This window comes from Acidimicrobiia bacterium, from assembly GCA_018057765.1.
GTDB lineage: Bacteria > Actinomycetota > Acidimicrobiia > IMCC26256 > JAGPDB01 > JAGPDB01.
This window is the reverse complement of record JAGPDB010000003.1, coordinates 28,681-53,555: the sequence shown is the minus strand read 5'-3', so window position 1 is coordinate 53,555 and position 24,875 is coordinate 28,681. Positions and strand designations below refer to the sequence as shown.

The 24,875-nt window shown below is 34.1% G+C and carries 22 protein-coding genes; 1 reads left to right on the top strand and 21 read right to left on the bottom strand.

The genetic code is table 11. The features are described from left to right. Positions 1-50 precede the first annotated feature (50 nt). From carA to KBF89_02260, 10 genes are all read right to left on the bottom strand, one after another. Positions 51-1,151 (bottom strand): glutamine-hydrolyzing carbamoyl-phosphate synthase small subunit, encoded by a 1,101-nt coding sequence (carA, locus tag KBF89_02305; GenBank protein MBP9115158.1) that lies wholly within the window; start codon positions 1,149-1,151, stop codon positions 51-53. Next, the gene (locus KBF89_02300; protein ID MBP9115157.1) at positions 1,148-2,470 is read right to left on the bottom strand and encodes a dihydroorotase; all 1,323 of its coding nucleotides are present in this window, start codon (positions 2,468-2,470) and stop codon (positions 1,148-1,150) included. Before KBF89_02300 ends, carA begins: the two co-directional genes overlap by 4 nt. Continuing rightward, on the bottom strand, positions 2,463-3,071 hold the full coding sequence (locus KBF89_02295; protein MBP9115156.1) for a bifunctional pyr operon transcriptional regulator/uracil phosphoribosyltransferase: 609 nt from the start codon (positions 3,069-3,071) through the stop codon (positions 2,463-2,465). Before KBF89_02295 ends, KBF89_02300 begins: the two co-directional genes overlap by 8 nt. 134 nt (positions 3,072-3,205) lie before the next feature. Beyond that, a complete protein-coding gene (locus KBF89_02290) occupies positions 3,206-4,153 on the bottom strand; it encodes a bifunctional hydroxymethylpyrimidine kinase/phosphomethylpyrimidine kinase (GenBank protein ID MBP9115155.1) in 948 nt (315 codons plus the stop codon). Between the two features lie 337 nt (positions 4,154-4,490). Further along, the gene (locus KBF89_02285) at positions 4,491-5,012 is read right to left on the bottom strand and encodes a DUF2017 family protein (GenBank protein MBP9115154.1); all 522 of its coding nucleotides are present in this window, start codon (positions 5,010-5,012) and stop codon (positions 4,491-4,493) included. A gap of 7 nt (positions 5,013-5,019) precedes the next feature. Further along, entirely contained in the window at positions 5,020-5,310 is a 291-nt protein-coding gene (gene clpS / locus KBF89_02280) for an ATP-dependent Clp protease adapter ClpS (GenBank protein MBP9115153.1), read from the bottom strand. Between the two features lie 14 nt (positions 5,311-5,324). After that, positions 5,325-5,765: a transcription antitermination factor NusB gene (gene nusB / locus KBF89_02275; protein MBP9115152.1), complete on the bottom strand. Its 441-nt coding sequence runs from the start codon at positions 5,763-5,765 to the stop codon at positions 5,325-5,327. 15 nt (positions 5,766-5,780) lie between these two features. Further along, positions 5,781-6,341: an elongation factor P gene (gene efp / locus KBF89_02270; protein MBP9115151.1), complete on the bottom strand. Its 561-nt coding sequence runs from the start codon at positions 6,339-6,341 to the stop codon at positions 5,781-5,783. A gap of 154 nt (positions 6,342-6,495) precedes the next feature. Beyond that, positions 6,496-9,906 carry a DEAD/DEAH box helicase family protein gene (locus KBF89_02265; protein ID MBP9115150.1) on the bottom strand — a complete coding sequence of 1,137 codons (3,411 nt, stop codon included), beginning with the start codon at positions 9,904-9,906 and terminating at the stop codon, positions 6,496-6,498. A 94-nt stretch (positions 9,907-10,000) separates the two neighbouring features. Beyond that, on the bottom strand, positions 10,001-11,188 hold the full coding sequence (locus tag KBF89_02260; GenBank protein ID MBP9115149.1) for a M24 family metallopeptidase: 1,188 nt from the start codon (positions 11,186-11,188) through the stop codon (positions 10,001-10,003). A 61-nt stretch (positions 11,189-11,249) separates the two neighbouring features. Between KBF89_02260 and KBF89_02255 the strand changes: the two genes are divergently transcribed. Then, on the top strand, positions 11,250-13,361 hold the full coding sequence (locus KBF89_02255) for a S9 family peptidase (protein ID MBP9115148.1): 2,112 nt from the start codon (positions 11,250-11,252) through the stop codon (positions 13,359-13,361). Positions 13,362-13,399: 38 nt separating this feature from the next. Here KBF89_02255 and KBF89_02250 read toward each other — a convergent pair whose 3' ends face one another. The 11 genes from KBF89_02250 to KBF89_02200 form a co-directional block, all read right to left on the bottom strand. After that, a complete protein-coding gene (locus KBF89_02250; protein MBP9115147.1) occupies positions 13,400-15,040 on the bottom strand; it encodes a hypothetical protein in 1,641 nt (546 codons plus the stop codon). An 84-nt stretch (positions 15,041-15,124) separates the two neighbouring features. After that, positions 15,125-15,553: a 3-dehydroquinate dehydratase gene (locus KBF89_02245; protein MBP9115146.1), complete on the bottom strand. Its 429-nt coding sequence runs from the start codon at positions 15,551-15,553 to the stop codon at positions 15,125-15,127. 39 nt (positions 15,554-15,592) lie between these two features. After that, on the bottom strand, positions 15,593-17,182 hold the full coding sequence (locus KBF89_02240) for a bifunctional shikimate kinase/3-dehydroquinate synthase (GenBank protein MBP9115145.1): 1,590 nt from the start codon (positions 17,180-17,182) through the stop codon (positions 15,593-15,595). An 8-nt stretch (positions 17,183-17,190) separates the two neighbouring features. Beyond that, positions 17,191-18,342 carry a chorismate synthase gene (aroC, locus tag KBF89_02235; protein ID MBP9115144.1) on the bottom strand — a complete coding sequence of 384 codons (1,152 nt, stop codon included), beginning with the start codon at positions 18,340-18,342 and terminating at the stop codon, positions 17,191-17,193. Further along, positions 18,335-19,153 (bottom strand): prepilin peptidase, encoded by an 819-nt coding sequence (locus KBF89_02230; GenBank protein MBP9115143.1) that lies wholly within the window; start codon positions 19,151-19,153, stop codon positions 18,335-18,337. Before KBF89_02230 ends, aroC begins: the two co-directional genes overlap by 8 nt. A 17-nt stretch (positions 19,154-19,170) precedes the next feature. After that, the gene (gene aroE / locus KBF89_02225) at positions 19,171-20,043 is read right to left on the bottom strand and encodes a shikimate dehydrogenase (protein ID MBP9115142.1); all 873 of its coding nucleotides are present in this window, start codon (positions 20,041-20,043) and stop codon (positions 19,171-19,173) included. 20 nt (positions 20,044-20,063) lie between these two features. Next, a complete protein-coding gene (mltG, locus tag KBF89_02220; protein ID MBP9115141.1) occupies positions 20,064-21,119 on the bottom strand; it encodes an endolytic transglycosylase MltG in 1,056 nt (351 codons plus the stop codon). Positions 21,120-21,131: 12 nt separating this feature from the next. Next, positions 21,132-21,575 (bottom strand): Holliday junction resolvase RuvX, encoded by a 444-nt coding sequence (gene ruvX / locus KBF89_02215; protein ID MBP9115140.1) that lies wholly within the window; start codon positions 21,573-21,575, stop codon positions 21,132-21,134. A gap of 5 nt (positions 21,576-21,580) precedes the next feature. Continuing rightward, positions 21,581-24,235: an alanine--tRNA ligase gene (gene alaS / locus KBF89_02210; protein MBP9115139.1), complete on the bottom strand. Its 2,655-nt coding sequence runs from the start codon at positions 24,233-24,235 to the stop codon at positions 21,581-21,583. Positions 24,236-24,248: 13 nt separating this feature from the next. Further along, positions 24,249-24,440: a hypothetical protein gene (locus KBF89_02205; protein ID MBP9115138.1), complete on the bottom strand. Its 192-nt coding sequence runs from the start codon at positions 24,438-24,440 to the stop codon at positions 24,249-24,251. A gap of 67 nt (positions 24,441-24,507) precedes the next feature. Next, positions 24,508-24,870, bottom strand: a complete 363-nt coding sequence (locus tag KBF89_02200) for a hypothetical protein (GenBank protein ID MBP9115137.1) — start codon at positions 24,868-24,870, stop codon at positions 24,508-24,510. Positions 24,871-24,875 lie beyond the last annotated feature (5 nt).

The window sequence follows — 24,875 nt, the reverse complement described above, 5'->3', positions numbered from 1 at the left end:
TGCTGGGTCCGGTCTTAGCTAAGCCAAGAGCAGACCATTATCCTAAGTATTTAATTTTCAAATTTTTCTAATGTATCTCTAAATACATCAAACATTTTTTGTGCCTCCGTTGGGCCTGGTGATGCTTCTGGATGATGTTGAACCGAAAAAGTTAAGCCATCATCAAGGCGTAAACCCTCTACTGTTTGGTCATTAAGATTTATATGTGTTATTTGAGCATTTTTTATTGAATCTGCTTCAACAACATAATTATGGTTTTGCGATGTTATCTCTATCTCATTCGTTAAAATATTTTTTACTGGATGATTTCCACCATGATGACCAAATTCTAATTTTGTCGTTGTTGCATTTAAGGCAAGTCCTAGTATTTGATGACCTAGACAAATTCCAAATAAGGGTAGTTCCCCAATAAATTGTTTTACAGTTTCACGAGCACCCGTTACTGCATCTGGATCTCCAGGACCATTAGATAAAAAGACTCCATCGGGAGCTCTACCAAATACTTCTTGCGCAGAAGTGTCATGAGGGACGACTTCAACATATATACCTCTACTATTTAAATTTTCAATAATAGAACTTTTAATACCAAAGTCATACGCAACAACATAGAATGGCATATCTTTTGTACCAGAGAAATAAGGTTTCTTAGTTGATACTTGTGCTGCAACATTTTGACCATCAGTGCTTAATGCATCCAAAGATGCTTTTTTAACTGTTTGTTCATCAGTGCCAAATGCTGCAGGTAAGGATCCGTTGTCTCTTATGAATCTTGTTAGAGCACGTGTATCAACATTGCATATTCCAGGTATCTGATTTCTTTGCAAATAAGTATCTAATGTGGCGTTTGCTCTCCAATTCGAATATTTTCTAGCTAGATCACGAATAACGACGCCATTACAAAATGGTTTCTCGGATTCGTTATCTTGTGAGTTCGTTCCATAGTTACCTATTTGTGTTGCTGTAAAAGTTATTATTTGTCCAGCATAAGATGGGTCAGATATTATTTCTTGATAACCAGAAATTGAAGTATTAAAAACTACTTCTCCACTCGCTACACCATTTTCTGGGATATAGCCACAGGCACTACCTTCGAATTGTGTGCCGTCAGCAAAAATCAATACGGAATCTTGAAGTCTTGAATTACTTGTCATTTTGTTGGTTGCCCTTTCTCACATGTCATTTCACCAGATTTAAATGTGTAATGCACCACACCTTTAAGAGTGTGACCTTCCCATGGGGAATTTTCACTTTTTGATAATAAATCTTTTTTATTAACAACAAACTCGCCTTGTGGGTCAAATATCATTATGTTTGCCTTATTACCTACAGTTATATCGCAACCATGACCACCATTTTCAAGTTTATGAGCATTAATTATTTTTGCAGGATTAATACAAAGCACATTAATTAGTTCTTCGATTGTTAACACTCCAGTTTCAACCAAGTGAGTTATCGAAGCCGCCAACACGGTTTGAACACCTAACATTCCTGGCGGTGCATGTTCAATGCCCAAATCTTTTTTAGATTTAGGGTGAGGAGCATGGTCAGTAGCAATTGCAGCTATAGTTCCATTTTTTAGACCAAGTCGAAGCGCATTTATATCATCAAATGTTCGCAGTGGCGGATTCATTTTAAAGTTAGCATTTCCACTTAATAATAAATCGCTTGCAAGTGCAATATGTTGCGGAGTTACTTCACTAGAAACATTCAAGCCTTGAGCTATTGCATCGCGTACTTGTGTTAATGCTTCTTTAGTTGAAATATGTAAAACATGATATCTTAGTTTTGGTGACGCAAATGCACGCATAAGAGCAATATCTCTAGCTACAATTATTTCTTCGCCGACTCGATGGCGGCCTTTAAGGCCTAGCTGTTTAGAAATTTCCCCTTCATCAATTATCCCGTCATGAACTAATGAATGGTCTTCACAATGTTGAGCCAAGACACAATCATCGAATTGACTTAGAGTCTCTATTGTTTCACGCATTAGTCTTGCAGTTTTAACACAGTCACCATCATCAGTAAAAGTTCGAGCTCCAGCTTCATATAGTGATTTAAAATCTACATTTTCTTCACTGGCCCGATTTTTTGTTATTGCGGCAGAAACAAAAACATCGACCATAGCATTTTGAGAGCGATGTTTGACGTCTCGGAAGGTATTCACATTGTCGATGCATGGATTTGTGTTCGGCATACATTGAACGGCTGTCATTCCGCCTACTGCACTTGCTCGTGCACCAGTTTCGATTTCTTCACTCTCTTCAAATCCCGGTTCGCGTAAATGTACCTGTATATCTACAATTCCAGGGGAGAGAATTAGCCCGTGTGCATCGATTAGATATTCGCCACCACTTTGTTCGATCTTGCCAACATCTGTGATTCTGCCATCATCAATTAAAACATCGCCACTAGTTGTTCCTCGAGAATCAACTATTGTTGCATTTTTTATCAGAAATCCATCTTTACCCAATATTTTGCCTCGCTATTTCAATACTATCTTGACCATCAAGTTCCATCATAAGTACATTTACCGTTTCAGTCCTTTTCGTCGGAAGATTTTTCCCTACATAATCTGCACGAATAGGAAGTTCACGGTGACCACGATCTATCATCACAGCAAGTTGAATTGTTTTTGGTCGAGATATTTTTGAAATAATTTCCATACACGCTCTTGTAGTTCTACCTGTATACAAAACATCATCAACAATGATCACATTAAAATTTGTAAAATCAATAATTGGTACGGTCATAATATCTTGTGGATATATTCCTAATTCTTCTTCATTCGATATAGATATACCAGTGACTGTCTCATTAATTAAATGGTTATGTGTTTCTTCTTTTGTTAAATCATCTCGAGCGTTTGTAATATCTAACGAATATACCGGCACACTAATACCATCAATAGTTTTGATTATTTTTTTAAGTCTATTTGCAAGAAGGGCACCTCTCCGACGTACCCCAATTAATATAATATTTCTCGAACCGGAATTCCGTTCAATAATTTCATGTGAAATACGAGTAGAAACACGAACAATATCGTCTTGGTTGAACACAACAAGTGAAGTCATTTTCGCCTTCCTTAGTTTCACAGAACTAGTTTTATAAATATCAACCTGACTTAGCTTGATATTCTCATCTCACAGGATGATTGGCGTGAGAAGCTTTGAAGCATCTCAATTATGAAATAATTATAGTAGAAAATTTAAAGATCTTCTAACTCGACAGGTTTAATTCCAGTTCGAAAGAATTGTAGGGTACCAGCTTTTATAGCTATTTCTACAGATTCAGTTAGAGTTTTTCCAGCTTGTAACATTGCAACAAGTGTTGCCATTGTTTGATCACCACAGCCCGTAGCATCTTTTTGGCTTTTATCTACTTCTATATTTGGTATTTCAAATCGCGTATTAGATTTATGTGTAAAGAGAAAAGCCCCTTTTTCTCCTAGTGTAATCAATACATTTTCGATTCCATAGTCAAATAGTTTTTTTGCACCAAGCTGCGCTGTTTCAAAATCTATTGCATTTATTCCTGTCAACATTTTAAGTTCATGTTCATTAGGTTTAATTAAAAATATTCCAGTATTTAATAATTCAGTTATATCATCTGATTCCTGTAGTCCTCCTGGATCAAACATCACTTTTATACCATGTTCTTTAGAAATTTTTACAGCACTTAAAGAAGTTTCGATTGGACATTCCATGGTCAAAACTAACATCCCTTTTTCTAGACCGACCTCTTTAAATAATTCGATCGATTCTTCGATATCTTTAGGACAAAAATCTTCGCATATACCAGGTAAAACAATTATTTGATTATTTCCATTGATATCAACAGGTATTAAAGCAATACCAGGCATTTTTCCAGTTTCTTCAAAATTAAATATTTTTATATGACTAGTATCAACGCCAACATCTTCTAAAGCTGTTACTGGAGATTTCCACAATCCATAAGGATCTCTAGATGTCCTACCTAACATCGCAACACTTTTAGGCTCAACAAGTCTTGCAATCATGCTGGCAATATTACGAGATTTCCCACCAGGGCCTATACTTAGCTCATCACCAAATATCAGTTCCCCTGACTTTGGGAAACGAGGTAGTCCAGTTGCAATGATATCAGTATTTAAAAATCCTATAACAATTGTTTTCATATACTTGAGTCTACATTCTTATAAGAAGCATGAGAAAATTTGCTTTTATACTTATTAAAATTGCATATTTACACCATTTGAATCAGCTGGCTGAGCTATTCCTGAATATGATTGTTCAATTACACTCATCCGCTCAGCAGTAAATATAACTATTCTCCAATTTTTGCAATCGCCCATTTAAATAAACGTACTTCTAACGGATCGTCTAATACAATACGATCTAGTGACTGAATGTTCCAAGCACTTTATGTATCTATAGCCATAAAACATATTGTCTGTTTAAACTATATTTTTGTAAATGTATCTTAAAATATTGTCAATACATTACAAAAAGTATTTATAAATAAACCTGTTCTAACAGATCTTGTTGCAAAGCACTTAACCAAGTATAAATTTGTCTTAATGCATTAGTAGGGTCACCTTCATCAGGCTCATTATCAGCTTCTGTCTCAATATTTAATCTTGTGCCTAAAGCTAAACGTAAATCATTTAAACCTTTTAACCAATGCTCTGTTTCAGACATAGTAAGCACAACAACCTGCATTTCACCAGCATCTGATTCAGGTTTCGCTAACTCTAATCTTTTTAATGATTCTATTAACACTTCCAATGTTAATATTCGAGATTCTAATAGTTCTGGATGAGAAAATGCTGCCCATGATATTTCTGCATTTTCTTCAGTAGGGTCAAGATATGCACGTGGAAATAATCTTTCGCGTACAGGATCATCACCATCTAATGCAGGTGTCTCAATTATTGCTCTTAAGTCATTTGCAATATCAACAAACACTTTAACTTCATCTGGAAATAAATATGCTTCTACACCTTCTAGTGTTACATCAAATCTAGTATCACGCATTATATATTTAATCGTCTTTCTGCATTGTCGCCCACAGACCATGTCCGTGTAATCGGGAAACATCATTTTCACACTCAAGACGACGCCCACTTGAAACAACTGCTTTACCTTCAACATGAACTTGATTCATCAATTCTGTGGCTTTCTCTTTTGAATATCCAAAAAGTTTCTGTAAAACATGGGTGACATAACTCATAAGATTTACGGGATCATTCCAGACAATAACAACCCATGGCGTATCTAATAAAGATTCTAGGTCGAAGTCTGATTCAACTACTGGAACGGGAGTATCGGTCATGAAATATTTATACCTTAAATGTTGTCATTTTTTTTGCTAGTAGCAAGCTTAGCCTTTTCAAACATTTCTACGCTACGAACGTTATGTGCAATGCTAGATAATACACCGTTTACAAAGCGTGGTGAATCATCTGTCGAATATTTCTCACATAATTTCACAGCCTCAGAGATGACTGTACCGGCTGGAGATTCATCAGAACGAACTAGTTCTGTTATTGCCATACGCAAAACTGCCCTATCGAAAGCTGGCAGACGGTCGCTTGACCAATTTTTAATATTATTCTCGATTAGATCTATAACTTTTTCTTCATTTGATTCATAATCTTCTAATAATTTTATACAATAGGAATTAGGAGGCACAGGTAGTGTATTTACGACTTTGTTAACTTCAAGTTCTTTTTGTTCAGCTTCGAAAAATAGTAATACACATCTTTCTCGTGAATCCGTCTTTGACATATCTAAATACCTATATCACACACGAGTGATATAATCACCTGTACGAGTGTCAACTTTTATAACATCACCTAGGTTTACAAAAATTGGGACTTGCACTACAACACCTGTTTCAACAGTTGCTGGTTTTCTAGCTCCAGAAACTCTGTCTCCTTGTAATCCAGGTTCAGTTTCTGTGATTGTTAATTCAACTGAAGCGGGAAGTTCAACTAATAAAGGTTCAGAGCCATACATGTGAATTAGTGCGCTATCAGATTCTTTAAGGTATTTTTGAGCTTCGCCAACTTGAATTTCGCTTAAATGGATTTGATCGTAAGTATCTAGATCCATAAAAACATAGTCTGTTCCTTCGCGATACAAGAATTGATAGTTACGACGATCGACAATTGCCTGTTCAACTTTTAATCCAGCACTAAATGTTTTTGCGACATTCGCACCAGTTCTTAGGTTTCTCATTGTTGTCCTGACAAAAGCAGGACCTTTACCAGGTTTAACGTGTTGGAAATCGACAACTTGCATCAGATCTCCTTCGAGATTCAAAACCATTCCATTTTTTAGATCATTTGTAGATAGTGCCATAAGGAAAGATAGTTTACACTATTTTCCATAGAGGTCTTGTTTGGAAGCCCAAGCTTGCGTATTGGATCATTTTCTTGTGGATATTTGTATCTACTAGGACAGGCTCTATATGTCACAAACCCTAAAAGTAAGACCTTGGTGGTAGCCAAAATGGTTATTCAAATAGGGATTTCACATCCTCAGCGGTTAATTTAGATGAGAATATTTCGCCATCATCTAAAACACTTTTAAATAATTTAGCTTTACGTTCCTTTAATAACATAACTTTTTCTTCAATAGTATCTTTAGCTACCAATCGATAAACCATAACCTGCTTCTTCTGACCAATTCTATGAGTTCTATCAATTGCTTGTGATTCTGCAGCTGGATTCCACCAAGGATCCAATAAGAAACAATAATCAGCTTCCGTCAGATTCAATCCAAATCCACCAGATTTTAAGCTAATAAGAAATAGTGGCGTTTTTGAAGTTTTGAATTTATCTATAACGTCGCCTCGATTTTTTGTTTTACCATCAAGATAACAATATTCAATCTTTTCTTCATCTAAACGATTCTTTACTTTCGCTAAGAACGATGTAAATTGAGAAAATATTAATGCTCTATGGTTTTCTCCTACAACTTCATTTATTTGCTCTATTAATGAATCGAGTTTTGTGGAAGAAACATGAGAATACTTTTCATTATCCACTAATGAAGGATCTAGACTCAACATACGAAGTGTAGTTAAAGATTTTAATATAGTGAATTGGTTACGATCAACATCTTCTATAAGGCCAAGGACCTTTTGTCTTTCGCGAGCAAGAACAAGATCGTATACTTTCCTATGATCGGCATTGAGTTGAAGCTCCAGTACTTGTTCAATTTTTGGTGGTAGCTCTTTTACTACTTGTTCTTTAGTACGACGAAGCAGTAGAGGTCTAGCCCTGCGCCTTATTTGATCTAATTTTTCTTTATCTTGGTCTTTCTCAATTGGCTTTCTATACATATCAGTGAACTTCTTTGGACCACCAAAAAGTCCAGGAGAAGTTATTGAAAATAATGACCACAATTCCATTAGGTTATTCTCAATTGGGGTACCTGTCATAGCGAGTTTAAAAGGTACACTAATTTTTCGTACGCATTGATAACTTTTCGATTGATGGTTTTTTATGAATTGAGCCTCATCTAAAAACATTCCAGACCAATTAATAGTTTTTGTATCAGAATATGATTCAAAATCAATTCTCAAAAGCGTATATGAAGTTATAACTATATCCGCATTCTTAATTTCATCGATAAGTTTCTTATCTGATTTTTTTGCTGTTTGAGTTATTAAAACAGTATTAAGTTTTGGTGCAAATTTTTTAGCCTCACTTAACCAGTTAGTAGCAACACTTGTAGGCGCCACTACCAGAAACGGTTTTCGATCTGCTTTCTTAGTATCCTGAAATATTTTAACTATCATCGCTAGAGCTTGAATAGTTTTTCCAAGACCCATATCATCGCCAAGTATTGCACCTAGTTTATTTTCGTATAAAAAGCACAACCATTGGTATCCTTCCAGTTGATAGGGTCGTAATTTCGCATTTAATTCACTTGGTGGATCTACATGTTCAATCCTTTCTAAATTCAACAATCCATCAATTGATTTCTGCCATGCATTAGTTTGGTCGCGCACGATACCAAGCTCTTTTAATTCTTCCCAAAAAGATGCATGATACCGACTTATCTGTAAAGTATCAGATTTTTTCTCTTGTAAATCTTTTGCTTCATCTATTAATTTTTTTAAACTGGATAAAATTTCATTATCTAAAGAAAAATAAGTACCATTCTCTAAAATCATATATTCGTCGTTTTGAGCCAATGCACGAAAAAGATCCTGGAAATCAACGCTGTGCTCTCCTACTTTTACATCGACGTCTAGATTAAACCAATCTTGGTTTCCATCTAGATTTTCAGAAGTACCGATTTCTATTTTTGGAAGATCATAGGATTCTTCGTAATTTATTATTTCGTTTTTTGTCTCAACTTTGATTCCATCCATGTTTGCTAATTCTGGCATAATAATATTGCTAAATTTGATCAGATTTGAACCTGTAAGTACCACAGTTTCCTTTAGTAACAAATCTCCGAAATTATTTGTTATAAAGAATTCTTCAATCGAAGATACAGCAACTGAGAGCTCTGACAATAGTTCTTTTTCAAAGACAAAATTTCTAATACTGTCATCATTATGAGAATTTAAAGTGTACTTATGGCCATTGCTAGCATTTCCATAAGACCAAAATAATTTGATATGAAATACATCATTATTTTGTGAAGGCTTAAGGTCTAATATCAAAGTCGCTAATGGAGCTTTGGGGATTTCAATTGAATTATCCGTCGAAATTGCTTGAAAGCGACTTTGTATTTTGTTTAGATAAGTCTCTTCAAATGATTTCTTTTCACTTTTCGGAATTTTGATACTTTTCTTATTTAAAATATTTTCTTGTAAACCACTATCAACATTCGTATCAAGCTTATATATTTCTATATGAGAAATTTTGTCATTTATATCATAAGTATAAACAGTATTTGCATTTTTTCCCAGAAAGCCAAGTCCAGAAGTATTAACAATATAATCATTATGTTTTAATACAGTTTCAACTTCTAATGAATCATCACTTTTTGTTGTTACGTTAATTGACACGTGAGCTTTATCTTTATCAAGATTTATCTCATTTAATTTTGATGCATTAATTTTTGTATATAAACCAATACCTAATTTTCTCGCATCATCTAATAAATTAAATATTTGTGATGAACCAGCTTGGTCTAAAAGAATGTAGACCGTGTCATCATATACATATTCCCTGTCTGTATCAATACAAATATTTTTAAAGTCATTAAGCCATTCAAAATGTTTCGGATTTATTTCTCTTGCAACTATATTTCTAGTACTTATTGACTTCCAATTAAATTCAGTTGTTTTCCAACGATTTGTATCAGATAGATAAACTATTCTTACAGCTAATTGATTTCTCATTATTGCGGGAGTGCTATCGAATGAGAAAGATTGATTGGTACGTCGTTTTGTTCCTAGTACCTCAAATAATAATCCGACTTTTCTAAATGCAACTCTATTTATGTTTTGTGTTGAATTAAGCAAAGAATCAATTTCAGATTTCCATTCATCAGAAGTTGTATCTTGCATAATTTCATCAAGATCTATATCTTCGTCTAATAATGCCATATTCATTTTTGTTATTAGTTTCCTGCCCGCTAATAAAATTGAAACACAATGTTTACATTGGTACCCAACTGGACATTCACAGCTTGAATTGCCAATTTTTATATCTCCGTCATTAAAACTAAATTCTATTGAACATTGATATTTACTTTCACCGCTTCCAAAAACAGATCCATCAAGACATTTTTCTTTAGGATTCCATATGAAACTTTTAACAAAACCATTTTTTACATAGGATTTACCCCTATTGAAGCTCTGATGACTAGAAAATCTAATTAAAGCTTCGTCTTGTAAACCTTTTGGTATAAAAGTTGTAGATTGTATTTTTGTGGAGTTATGTAATGGAAATTTAGGCACAGCCTGGCATTATATCTTACTTTTTATAATAATCTTCAATACAGAGAGATCAATTGTTCAATCGTACTTTTCTACTATAGAAATGATTATGATTCTAAATTACAAAATGTTCAATCTCTTCTTGTAATGGTGTTGTAACAATTGGGCCAAGATCTGGGTGTATGAACATATCAATTTCTGAACGAATACCAAATTCTGGCAGGTAGATACCCGGCTCAATAGAAAAACCGATCATTGGTGTAACCTCACGTTCATCGTGTGTTTCAAAATTGTCGATATTGACACCGCGAGCATGTAAAAAATTACCTGGCCCCATTGAATGACCTGTACGATGCAAAAAATAGTCACCATAGCCTGCATCAGAAATCACTTTACGCGACACATCATCGACTTGATAGCCTTGAATACCTGAAGAGATATTTTCTTTAACAAAATTAATGGCAGCATTTCTAGCATCTCTTACAACATTAAAAACTTCAATAATCTTTGCAGGTATTTTATCACCAAAATAAGACATATAAGTTATATCTGAATATACACTCTTGCCTTCTTTTAAAATTGCCCATAAGTCAATTAGAAGTAAATTATCTTTTGTTATAACTGTATTATTAGGAGTGTCGGGATCATAATGTGGATTTCCATTATTTGGTGAGACAGCTACAATAGGCGGACTATATGTTTCTATACCATGACTCACAAATTCCTTAACTATATAATTTTGAACATCCATTTCAGTAATTTCAGTTCCATTAGTTAAAGAAGTTTTTACAAACTCTAAAGCTGATCGTAAACATTTTACTGTTTCTTCAACAGATTTAACGTGTCCTTCATAGTCTTCGAGTGTCCATGCACTTACTGTTTTTTGGAAAATGTCAGCACTCGATTCGACTTTTACATATTTGCGAATAACATCTAAAGTACCCCCATCGACTTGGGACATTGTTGGTATAGCGCAATTTTGAGAATATTCTGTTACAACGCAAGACAATGGGGATAAAATTCTATTGTACCAATCCAGAAGCTCTTTCCACGTTCTATAGTATTCAACTACAAAGTTCTTTTCGGCTGGCACAAAATGCGGTTTATCTATTATGTGAACAAAAGCTATAGGTTCACCATTAGTAGGTATAAATAATATTGCTCTTCGCGTCAAATGGAAACTACCATCTACTAAAACACTGAATATCTCGTTTGAACCGCGATAATCGGGCACAATCCATCCATCAACATTACTTTTTGTTAGTTCAGATTGAATTGCTCCAAGGTTCTTTAAATCGCTCATGTCTCACCTTTATATTTAATTTACATATATCTTAGAAGAATATAGCTTAAAATACTTTCCTATGACAGAATTTACTAAGCTCGACGAATTTCCTGAATTATATGCTAAATCCTTACGTCTTAGTAAAGGTATCCCGCGAGGCTTCGCTATTACTAAATATAGAGACGTTATCTTTTTACGTTCCTGCAATGATGAAGGTTCCCTTGGAATTTGGATAGCTAAAAATGAGAATAATATTGTTGAAAAATTATTAATTAATCCAAATGATGATAAGTTTTCTTCAGATAAAGAGGAAAGCCAAGAAGTAAAAGCTCTAAAAGAAAGATTGCGTGATACCAGTAGTGGAATATCTTCATTTCAATACAACGATGAGGAATCTTTAATTGTATTTTCTATTAATGGTTCGACTTATGTATATTCCTTAATCTCTAATAGCTATATTTCGACTTTCGAAAATATCTCTTTAAGTCTTCTGTCACCTAACGGGAGATATTTAGCTATCTGCGAAAATAACGCCGTAAAAATATATTCATATGAAGACAATAAGATAATTCACACTATAAAAAAAGACAATTTTGTTTGGGGTATCTCAGATTTTATTTCGATGGAGGAAATGTCAAGATATGTATCTTGCTGGTTTTCACCAGATTCGAAAACTTTTGTAAGTGTTGGACATAATCAAGATGAATTAACGACTACATCGATACAACCATCATTAGATGACGAAGCCAAAGAATATAAATATCCATTTGCAGGGTCTTTAAATCCGACCTTGATAATTAATATTTGTGAGCTTGGACAAGATGATGAGTTTTTTGATTTTAATGAGGAATACCTTATTAACGTAATATTTGATGATGAAAATAGTCCGTTAGCAATATCTCAAAATCGAGAACAAAACTATGTAACTATATATAAGATCGAAACCAATAAGAAACAGTATGAGTACGACGAAAAAAGGCAATTTGACATATTTTCGCATATACCAAAAGAACTAAGAAATAACTCTTGGTTACATTATATGATTGATCCCACTCAAGATAAACGTGTATTAGCAATTGATGAAAGTCCAATTATTGGTACTGCTGGTTTGGTTTCAGTTCTGGGATTCTCAAAGTCATATCTTTATTTTGAAGTTTTAGAAAATGGTTTTGATTTAGTCCTAAAACGCCTAGAAAGCAGATCTTTAAACGCTAGAGAAATATTAGAACACGATTTAACAGAAATTATTGTTAAGTCAGGAGCACCAACAACTCTAGCTTTATCGAGCAAACATGATGATTACGTTATTACATCCAGGAGCGATTCCAGCGTGTTTCCCGAGACAAAAATAATTGTTGACAATGCTTCAATGTTTAATATTTTTCAAGATAATAGTGCAATAGACTTTAATTTCGATGTTTCCTGTGAATATAAAACCTATTTCAATAATATTCATGGATTAATCATAAAACCTAAAAATATACCTGGACCGTTACCGTTAATTGTTCATTCTTATGGAGGTCCTTCTTCTTATAGTGGCGGACATTATCTTCGGTTTGCAATCAAGAATAAGTCCCGTCAGATATTTTCTCAATATTTAGCAGCATTAGGATTTATTGTTGTAGCAATAGATGGTGCCGGAACTCCTAGTAATTCCGTTAGTAAAGAAGATGAGAATATTGGCAATTTTTTTGATCCGCCTGTCAATGACCAAGTAAAAGTTGTTGAACAAATTATAAAAGACAATATTGATATTGATAAAAATAATATAGGGATTACAGGTTGGTCATTTGGTGGCTCACTAGCTGCTGGATGTATTAGTAAATGTCCAGATTTATTTAAAGCTGCAATTATTGGTGCAGAAGTTGCTGATTGGAGACTTTATGACACCCATTACACAGAAAAATACTTAGGAAATCCAAATTTTCAAAAAGATTATTACGATAAGTCGTCTTTACTAAATAAAACTTTTGATAAAAATTCTAAGATTCGTTTAGTGCATGGAAGATCAGACGACAATGTGCTTTTCGAAAACTCTTTACAACTACTAAACCATCTTGAATCATTTGGTGTAGACGTTGAATTTGACCCTATTGATGGCACAACTCATATGCCGGCAAAAGAAGATGTGATCAAGAAATTAGCAATTGATGATGTTAGTTTTTTTATCCGGAATTTGAAAACTAGTTAATTAAAAATAGAAGATCTGATAATTATTGATTACATAAGCTAAGCAAGAGTTAAGTAAGTATCCGATGGCTCTGCAGACAGAGTCTTAATCCTTTCTAGGATAATTTTCAAGGCACTATCCAATTCTTGAATTTCACATTCTAAAATATTTGCGGCATCTTCAAAATTATCGTCAATAAAATATAAATATAATGCTTCTAATTCTTTTGGTGAAATTATTTCATCTTTGATCAATACTTCAATTTGGGCTTTAGCATCACTTGAAAAATCGTTTCCAGGATCAGGTAAGAAACCATATAAACCTAAATCAGAATTACTGTATGTTTTGTCTAACGATATTGGGTGTACTACCTGTAGGAATTTGATATATTTTTCTATCGGAGGTATCGCTTTTTTTATAAATACATCAAAATCATCAGATAATGGGATTCTAACACTTTGGTATAAACACAATTTCATGGAATAGCCGGTATGTTCTTTTAGTTTTAATGCGCGATCTACATATATTCTAAATATACTTGGACTAATGTTCTGGTTCAATGCAGAAATTTTAATTGCACCGAGATAAGAATCATCAGGAAACACTTTGACTAGATCATTATACACTTTGATTTTTGCCAACAAATCACCTTCAGGGTCAGCACTTCTCAAAACCAAAAATTTAAGAACCGTCATATTAGTAAACGGATGAACATCATCAATATCAAAATACTTAGAAACCAAATAATCAAAAGTCTCAAACTTAGCCAACAAATCCCTTTCAGGATCAGCACTTCTCAAAACCAAAAACCTAATAACACCTATGCTAATTAGCGGATGCTTTGCGGCATCATCAATATCAAAATACTTAGAAACCAAATAATCAAAAGTCTCAAACTTAGACAACAAAACACCTTCAGGATCCGCATTTCTCAAAACCAAAGATTTAATCACAGTCAAATTAGCAAAAGGATGCCTAAGCACATCGTCAACATCAAGATATTTATCCACTAAAGAATCAAATATAGTACACTTAGCTTCAAGCTCACCAACAGGATCAGCACTAAATATAATCATATTCTTGATAACTGACTTAGAAACTAAACCATGAAGGGCAACACCTTTAAGGAAATACTTTTCCATCAGTAGCTCATATGTATGTGAATAACTTTCTAGAAATTCTCGGGGATTAACTCTTTTTATAATCGCAGTTCTTAGTTGTATAAAATGAAATTCTGAATATTCATTAAATATTGAAGAGATTTCTTCAGATGAAATTCTAAGAAGTAGCCGGTTGTATAAACTTGAAAGTTTACTTTCAGGTAAATTCATTCTTAATAGATTAAGTAAATCTTTATATTCACTGTATATATAAATTAAGAACATTTTATTTATATCAGTAGATTCTGGAATGTCCTTTTCAAATCTTTTAAAAGCGCTATATATAACTTTTACATTTTCTAACCAGACGGACTGGAATTTTTTATACCATTGGCTAGTTTCAAAACCACTGCTGTCCAAACCAAATAGCTCAATAAATAATTTAGATGCTTGAAGGTCATCGGCTAACATTTCGTCTGCAAGATCAAAAATTTTATCTAATTGTGGGTTACTAATTTTGTGTATTTTCTTAACACCTATAAGCGATTCAAAGTCACTTATCATAGTTTCTAACTGAACAATATCAGTTTGAGTTTCCATACAACACTAAATCCTAAATATACCTTAAATCAATACAAATGGTAAGTTTAGCGTATATTCAATTTATTGACAATATGAATTGAATTAACCTTTAGATAAGGCCTCTATAGCTTGGGCGGCCAAAAGATAGCTATTTATTTTAAAACCAGCGATAACTCCATCGACAGCAGGTGAAATAACTGATGTACGTCTAAATTCTTCACGAGCATAGGGATTAGAAAGATGAACTTCGACCTTGATACCATCGAATAACTCCAATGCATCTCTAATTGCATGTGAATAATGTGAATAGGCGCCAGCATTAATAATAATCGCATCTTGATTATTACGGGCATCGTGAATGGTATTGATTAAGGCACCTTCATCATTGCTTTGGAAATCTGAAACATTTTCATTAGGCATAGCTTTCTTAACAACATTGATACAATCTTGTAATGTTGCTGTACCATAAATTTCGGGGTCTCGACTACCCAATAAATTCAAATTTGGTCCTGTTATAACTAAAACACGCATAGGTTAATTCTCTCATATTTACCTATAGCATTCATGGAATTAAACAATAAATCTATCAAGCGCTTCTATAACAATATTTTTGTCAACATCTTGAGTCAATTCAACGCCACCACCCGGCAGGAAAAGTACAAGATTGAGTAATCCGTCAGACTTTTTATCTGAATACATGTAATCGACCATTTTTAGTGCACCAATTTCTTTTGCTTGTGCTGGAACAGTTAAACCCAATCCTAAAATATCGAGTATTGAGATATATTCATTTCTTTGTTCTTTTGATATTAAATCTAGATCTAAAGAAAGTTCGCAGATAAACCTAATCCCAACAGCCACCGCTTGACCGTGATCAAATTTAAAATCAGTAATTTTTTCAAGTACATGCGCTAAAGTATGACCCAAATTGAGTGTTGCACGCATTCCATTTCGCTCGAATGGATCGCGCGATACAATATGGACTTTATGATTCATACAAGATTTTATTAAGGGTATAAGAATACTAACATCACGAGCTAATATTTGTTGATGATTATCTTCAATAAGTTCTTTTACAGTCAGGTTCCCTAACAAAGCATATTTAGCAACTTCGCCTAGCCCGGAAATATAATCATTTTCCTGTAATGTTTGTATATAAGCTATATCACTAAATGTAACTTTTGGTTGGGTGATTGTTCCAACCATATTTTTTCCTGCACTTATGTTGATTCCACATTTTCCACCAATAGAAGAATCGACTTGGGCAAGTAAAGTCGTTGGCATTTGCACCACATCAATACCTCGCATGAATGTAGATCCCACAAAACCAGCTAAATCTCCAACCACTCCACCGCCGAGAGCAAGGATGCAACTAGAACGGTTCGCTTTGAGTTCAGCCATCTTATTTAAGACTGACTCATAGGTATTAAAAGATTTTGCTTCCTCACCATCTGGAACTATGATTTCATGAAAAATTATATCGTTTTCTTTTAAGGTATTATAAAGCGAAACTCGTAACGGAATATTTTCCTGTGTAATAATAAAAGTAGATGAATATCGACTAACTATTTCTGCAATATCTGAAGCTAAATATTCACCAACAACGATTTTTGAACCTATGTCAGATTTTTCACCACTAAATCTCTCGAATTGTCTAATAATAGCATTTGACACAGCTTCAATATCTCTATTTGAAGTTCCTATCGAGATATCTTGTGCGATTTCATATACGCCTAGACGTTCTTTAAATTGTTTAGTAACATTTGATTCCAAATCGCCATTTAATAGTGGGCGATGATTATTATTTCCATCATTTCTAACACGACTGACTATATCTTTTATTTGAGCATTCAAAAATACTATCGTGCCGCTAGATTTCATCGTGTCAATATTTAAAGCATTAAGAACAGAACCTGCACCAGTAACAATGACACTTTGATCTTCTATAGCTGCTAGTTCTAGTAGGACTTCCCTCTCAATTATTCGAAATTGTGACTCACCATTTTTGAGAAAATATTCTGAAATAGATTTTTTCAACCTATTTGATATTTCTACATCTAAGTCAACGAATTTATAATTTAACTTTTTTGCAACAAGCTCACCAACAGTAGTTTTACCAACACCGCTCGGACCAATTATAAAAATATGATTCTTATTCATAGTACAACCTAATCAAGTGAATCTGAAAAATTATTTGCATTCGTTAAAAATTCTTTCATGGAATCCCCACCAAATTTCTTTATTGATTCACTAGCTAAAGTTATAGCAATCATAGTTTCGCCAACAACACCAGCAGCTGGAACAGCAGTAACATCAGTACGCTCTTTAAAAGAAACAGTCTCTTGATGGGTAACGACATCGGTAGTTCTAATACTTGGACGATTTAGAGAAGCCAAAGGCTTCATCCAAATGCGGGCAACCAGTAGAGCTCCATTGGTCATTCCTCCTTCAACACCTCCAGCACGTGAAGTTGGTCGAACATAATGATTATCTCTATATAAGATTTCATCATGAGCTAATGAACCACGACGGTACGCATTATCAAAACCATCACCAATTTCTACAGCCTTAATAGCTTGAATACTCATCAAAGCTTGGCTAAGTAGGCCATCAATTTTGCGATCCCATTGAATATGTGATCCCAAACCCTCTCGCACTCCAAATCCTAGAATCTCGCATACTCCACCGAGCGAATCCCCTACTTTAGCTGCAGCTTTAATTTCAGCTATCATCTTTTCGCTAGATATCTGGTCAAAGCATCTAACTTCGTTCTCATCTATTATATTTAAATCTTGGAATGTAGGCTGTGCTGCTCCATCACTAACTCTTGCCTCACCTATAGATACAACGTGAGACATTATTTGTGTACCTAGTTGTGCAATCAATTTTTTACTAATAGCACCAACCGTTACTCGTGCAGCAGTTTCTCTTGCGCTAGCTCTCTCTAAAACATTTCTAGCATCATCAAGATCGTATTTTCGCATACCGATAAAATCTGCATGACCAGGACGTGGTTGTGTTAATTTTTTATCTGAAGAACCAGGGCCTGGAGACATTTCAGTTTCCCATTTAGGCCATTCGCTATTATATATAACAACACTAATGGGTGAACCCAAAGTTACACCGTGGCGAACTCCACCTAATATCTCAATTTCATCTTGTTCAAAACGCATACGAGGACCACGACCATAGCCAAGTCGTCGTCGGGATAATTCAATCGCGATATCTTCTACGGAAATTTCTAAACCTGACGGAATACCTTCAAGTATTATATTGAGTGCTTTACCGTGTGATTCACCGGCTGTTAAAAATCTAAACATTAGGTAATTCTATGATATGTGAGAGCATTGACGCGCACCAAATGACAATTATTGTTCCAGAAGCCAAAAATGGGCCAAATGGAATTTTCATTTTTCTTCCTGATTTAGTTAAAGTAGCAATAAAAATGCCTATAACAGCACCCAATATGAAGGAAAGTAACATACCCGCATAGCTAATCATAAACCCGTAAAACCCCATAGCGAAACCCAAAAAGAAAGATAAGCGAACATCACCAAATCCCATGGCTTTACCATTTGAAGCGAACCAAATAGCAAAAAGAAACAGAAAATAGATGATCCCAACTATTAGACAATTACGCAAAATTTCTATATTATTAGTAGCTATTGCCCAACTCGATATTATGACAACAAAAATAATACCAGTTGGATAGACAATTTTATTTGGGAGCAATTTAGTTTTGATATCTATTGTGCTTAAAGCTATAAGACCCGTAAAAAATATTAGAAACCCAAAAGTATATAAATGTAATCCAATACGCCAAGTTGTTATTACCCATACTATTGAAGTTAATAATTCAACGGCGGGATACTGTTTAGATATTTTTGCTTTACAGTTCTTACATTTTCCTCTTAAAAAAATATAACTAAAAAGAGGAATATTCTCTTTTGCCGATATTTCTTTTCTGCACTTAGGACAAATAGATCCTCCTTTTATGAGGGACATGTTCAAAGGTACCCTCCAGATAACAACATTTAAAAAAGAACCTATGGCTAAACCAAAAAGTGCGCTCAAAAACACCCATACATATAGCCATTGGTCTGAGTTAAGAGAATCGATACTAACGTTCACTATTGTTCCTTAAAGTATTACAGCCTATTTTGAATTTCTTTCATTAATTCTTTACGCATTATTTTTATCGGCGCAGTAAAACCTGTCATTAACTCGAAACTTGATGCTGCTTGATATAAAAGCATTGGGACACCATTATATACCGGACATCCAAGAGTTTTTGCTTCTTTTAATAGATATGTTTCTAGCGGATGGTAAATAGTATCAATAACTATTTGGCTATTATTCAATAATTCTATATTAAAAGGCGCAACATTAATTTCATCTTTATTTGTTTTCATCCCAACTGGAGTTGCATTAATTATAATATCGCTATCTGCTATAACTTGACCAGCATCATCCAGGGCAATGGAAATAATAGAAGAAATATTTTTATCAACTTCAATATTAAACGACAAAACATTTTCACAAATACTATTTGCCGCTATTTCATTTCTTGCACATATTGTTATGTGTGATCCATGATGATATAGAGAATCGCATATAAGACTTGAAGCTCCCCCACTTCCTATTATTGAAATCTTTTTTCCAACAAAATCAATATTTTCATCTTTTAGAAAATTTATGAATCCTTCACCATCAGTAGAATAGCCATGTGTTAGACCCCCTCTTAGAACTATTGTATTTACACTTTTTAATCGTTTTGCCGAACCATCAACTATATTACAAAATTTAAAAGCCTCGACTTTACAAGGCATTGTTATGTTAAACCCTACATAGCCCTGAGATATCAAATCTCCAATACGCTGAACAAAATTACTTTTATCGACTACCTCTCTGGAATATTTCCAATTCAGATTTAATTCTTTATATCCTGCATTATGAATAAACGGAGATAATGAATGTTCAACCGGAGAACCAATTACACATGTTTTAGTTATATCTGACATGACTTTCCTATTTTATATATTTAGAGTACGCCTCTGGCTTTTGAATCAGCAATATTTGCTAAATGTTCTTCATATGTTCTGGCAAATTTATGTTCACCAGTCTTTTTATCCGTCAATACATAATATAAATATTGAGTATCTGCAGGATTCAATGCAGCCTTTAGTGATGCCATAGAGATCATCGAAATTGGGGTACTTGGTATTCCTTTATATAGATAACTGTTATAAGGAGTATCAGTAGCTAAGTCTTTCTTTGATAATGAACCACTAGATCTACCTAAACCATAAAGTACAGTGGCATCGATTTGTAAAGGCATATTTATTGCAAGCCTATTATAAATCACACTTGCTATTTTATCGCGATCACCTGGAAACCTTGCTTCTTTTTCAATCAATGATGCAACAGTAACAACTTGGTACGCAGTTAAATTTCTAAATGGAACTGAGAGTCCGTTCAATTCTGCACGAGTTTCAAAAGATTGTAGAGAGTTCCTAATAATATCTCCCTCATTCTCACCTGATGAGACCTGATAAGTTTCTGGAAGTAAGAATCCTTCTAAGTTATTTATTCCTTCGGGCATATATTTAGAACGATAATCTCCTTCGCTGGCAATCACTTCAAAAGCATGTGAAGATAGCCCTGGTAATTTGCCTACATTTTTTGATATTTCAGATAGTCTTTGACCAGGAATAATAGTGAATTTATCATAACTTATAACCGGTCCTTTTTCTAATATATCTGCAGCAACACTTGCACCAATATTTTTACGAAACTCATATTGACCTGCCTGGTAAGGACCACGTCCTGCAAGTTTTGAGTAAAAGGTAAAGGCTGTACCAGAGTTAATTATGTCATTTTTTTCTAAGACATCACCTATTCGGGCAGTTGATGAACCGGAGTTTATATTTAGTGTCATTTTTTTTCCTGGTGAACCAATAGCGGAAATGCTGTACCACATATAAGCAGAAAAAATAAGAATTGGAATTAAGAATATCGATATCGCAATTAGTGTCTTACGATTACGTTTTTTTACACGTTTCTTTTCTTTTGGTTTAGTAATTTTGAGTCTAGCCATACTCGAATCATTTTAGAGTGAATCTATGTAAGATTGAGCGATGACCATAGCCGCATGTGCATCTCGCATGTTCTTACGGTTTTTTGAGGACACATCCGCAGATTTTAGAGCTTTTTCCGCTTGAGCTGTAGACAATCTCTCGTCGACATACACCACGACCAGCTTCGCAAGATTCTTTTTCTCCCTTTTTGAATTCAACCTTTTTAATAAAGATTCCACACGAGACCTTACATCTTTTGCAGCAATTCCTTCATGTCCTTTTAAATCTACAGGTACCCCAGCAATTAATGAATCTATTTCAAATTCTATAATTTGATCGTATAATTCTTCTATGAATATGGGTGATTCAGTCTGTTGCGCTATGACTAGTAAGGGAGTAGCAACTTTAGTTTCATCATTTACTAGAGCTAAACCGGTTCTCTTCTTACCGATATCAAGAGCCAAATATCTTTTCATTAAAATTATTTATTCTTTAAGAAAGAATCACAAGAACTTTGTAAGGATATTAGAGCTTCGTCGATTTTGTCAACGTTTTGTCCTCCACCAATTGCCAGTTCAGAATTTTTTGCTGTACCCCCTCCAAGAAGTTTTACAGCATTAGAAGCTATAGTACTAGCATTTGCTCCTTTTTCAATAAATTCATTGGAGACACTAACACAAATTCCAGCTTTGGTTTTCTCGTCATTTAATCCTACAATACAAACAATACCTGAGAGCTCATTTTTTATACCATTAGCTAAAATGCGTAAATCGTCTGGTGTCATATTATCGCGACGGAATACTAAACATCCATCTTTGGCATCAGCAACATAAGTAGACACAAGTGCGTTTAAAAATTCTGTACGCATTTTTTTGACAGATGAATTTAATTCTTTTATGGTGTCATTCATTGATTTTATTTTTACTGGAAGTTCTTTCACTGTTGCTTTTAGCGAATCAGCAATATTTTTTAATATTTCACGATCGTGTACATAAGAATGGTAAGCATTATCACCAGTCAATGCTTCAATTCTTCGAATATTCGAACCGATTGATCCTTCACTAATAATTCGAATCGAACCAATAAACCCCAGATTGTCAACATGAGTGCCACCACAAAACTCTATAGATGGACCTGCGGTTAATACTCTGACTTTCTCTCCGTATTTATCGCCAAAGAAAGCAATGGCACCCATTTTTTTGGCATCTTCAATTGGCATCTCTAAATGTGTTACATTTGCAGCACTTATGATCTGTTCATTTGACAATCTTTCGATTTCACTAATTTGTTCAGGAGTTAACTGGTCAAAATGTTGAAAGTCAAAACGTAAACGTTGATCATCAACTAATGAACCTGCTTGTTTAACATGGTCGCCAACAACTAAACGTAGTGCCCAATGAAGGATATGGGTTGCTGTATGATTCCTTCTGATACGATTTCGTTTTACTACATCAAATTGTGCAGTTAAAAGATCGTTAATATTGACTGTTCCACTGATTATTTTTACTTCTTGAACAATCAAGCTAGGTGCAATTCCATAGCTAGTATTTGTTACTTGAATTTCAACATTCTCATTAGATAAGATACCAGTATCTCCAACTTGACCACCAGATTCTGCATAAAATGTTGTCTTATCTAAGATTATTTGGCCTTTTTCTCCAGCTTTTAAGGTATCTACGATAGATGATTCTGAATTTAATAGAGTCAACACTTTGGCATCATTAATACTTTCGTAATCACGACCTAAAAAAACAGTAGGTCCGTTTTCATCTAAAACCTTTTTATACGCCGTACTAGCATTTGAAGTTTTGACAGTTTGATCCTTACGACTATTACGAGAACGATTAGATTGAGCTTCTAATTCTTTCTCAAATTCCACAAGATCAACATCACGTTTTGAGATTTGTGCTATTTCCTTAGTTAGATCTATTGGGAAGCCCAAAGTATCATGTAAGAAAAAAGCTTCTTTCCCTGATACGTTACTTTCTTGTAATATTGTATCGAGACGATTTAAGCCTTTCTCTAAGGTTTCTCTAAATCTTTCTTCTTCTGTTTGCACAATCAACAATATACGGTCTTTATTTTCTATAAGTTCTGGATAGGCATTACCCATAATAGAAATAACATTTTCAACAATCGTGGGCATTACTACTGTTTTTGCTCCTAAAATATATGCATGACGTACAGCTCGACGCAAAATTCTACGTAATACGTAACCTCTATCTTCATTAGATGGAATACATCCGTCAGAAATTAAAAAGGCAGCAGTACGTGCATGTTCTGCCATAATTCTAAGACTTACATCAGATTCATAATCTTCACCATATTTTGCAGCTGTTAATCCTTCACATATTTTAATCATTGGAAGAAATAGTGAAGAGCCCCAAATATTTGATGCTTTTTCTTTTATAAACAAAACACGCTCTAAGCCCATTCCTGTATCGATACTTGGTTTAGGAAGTGAAATTTTAGTCCCATCTGGTTTATCTTCATATTGCATAAAAACAAGGTTCCAAAATTCTATGAAACGATCTTCGCTACCATCTTTTGGGCCACCATCTTTACCATACTCTTTACCTAAATCATAAAAAATTTCACTGCACGGACCATTGGGCCCAACATCGCCCATCTTCCACCAATTATCTTCATCAAGACGTTGTATACGATCTCTTGATATTCCAGTTTCTTTAACCCAAATTTCTACAGCCTCATCATCGCTCTCATGAACAGTAACCCAGAGTTTATCTTTTTCAAACATTAAGACATTTGTAATATAATCCCATGTATATCTGATTGCTTCTTTTTTAAAATAGTCACCAAAAGAAAAGTTACCCAACATCTCAAAAAAAGTAAAATGTCTATTTGTACGACCAATGTCATCTAGATCATTATGCTTACCGCCAGCACGAACACATTTTTGTGATGATGTAGCTCGATTATATGGTGGAGTTTCTAAACCAATAAAATACGGTTTGAACTGTAACATTCCAGCCATAGTAAATAAAACCGTTGGATCTTGCGGAAGCAACGATGAACTTGCTACTCGAGTATGCCCTTTACCTTCAAAATAAGCTAGAAATGATTCTCTTATTTCATCTAAGTGTGACAATTGCTTATTGGGTTTACTCAAATTCATATAGCTATATATTCTAGCTCTCGTCTATATAATCTTGTGCGCTATTTTTATTTTTGTTGAAATCTGTGACACTTATTATTGTCTCGGTAATAGTACTGTAAGTCTTATTCTCTCCGAAACGTTCGTCAAGTTCACGTTTTAAGATATCGAATGTGAATACTCCGATTATGTAACCAATTATTAACCATCTTAGTCTTTTAAACATTTTTTCCTTCTTAAAGGCTTAACCCTCTTATCGTAGATATCCATAAGTGAAAACTTCGCTGAAAAGACTAAACCTTCGCATTACGCTTTTTTCTCTTTTTTGAATTATCTATTGTTTTTTTCGATGCACCGACTATAACAGCCGGTTTCTTAAAGACCAAATTAAAGATTTTTGACGACTTTGCAATTGATTTATGTACTATCTGTTGCTCAGCTAAGGAATCATGTAAAGCTTTTAACTCGATTGTCGAACTTTGATCTAAATTTTCGATTGTTTCAACTAATATGACTAAATGTTCGTCAAGTTTATCAATTCGCAATTTTATTTGTCTTGACGCATAATATAATGAAATTGTTACAGCTAATAATACCCCCAAGACCATAGCCACAAGTATTGCTACTATTATTAGTAAAGTTGAGGTTGCATTCATATAAT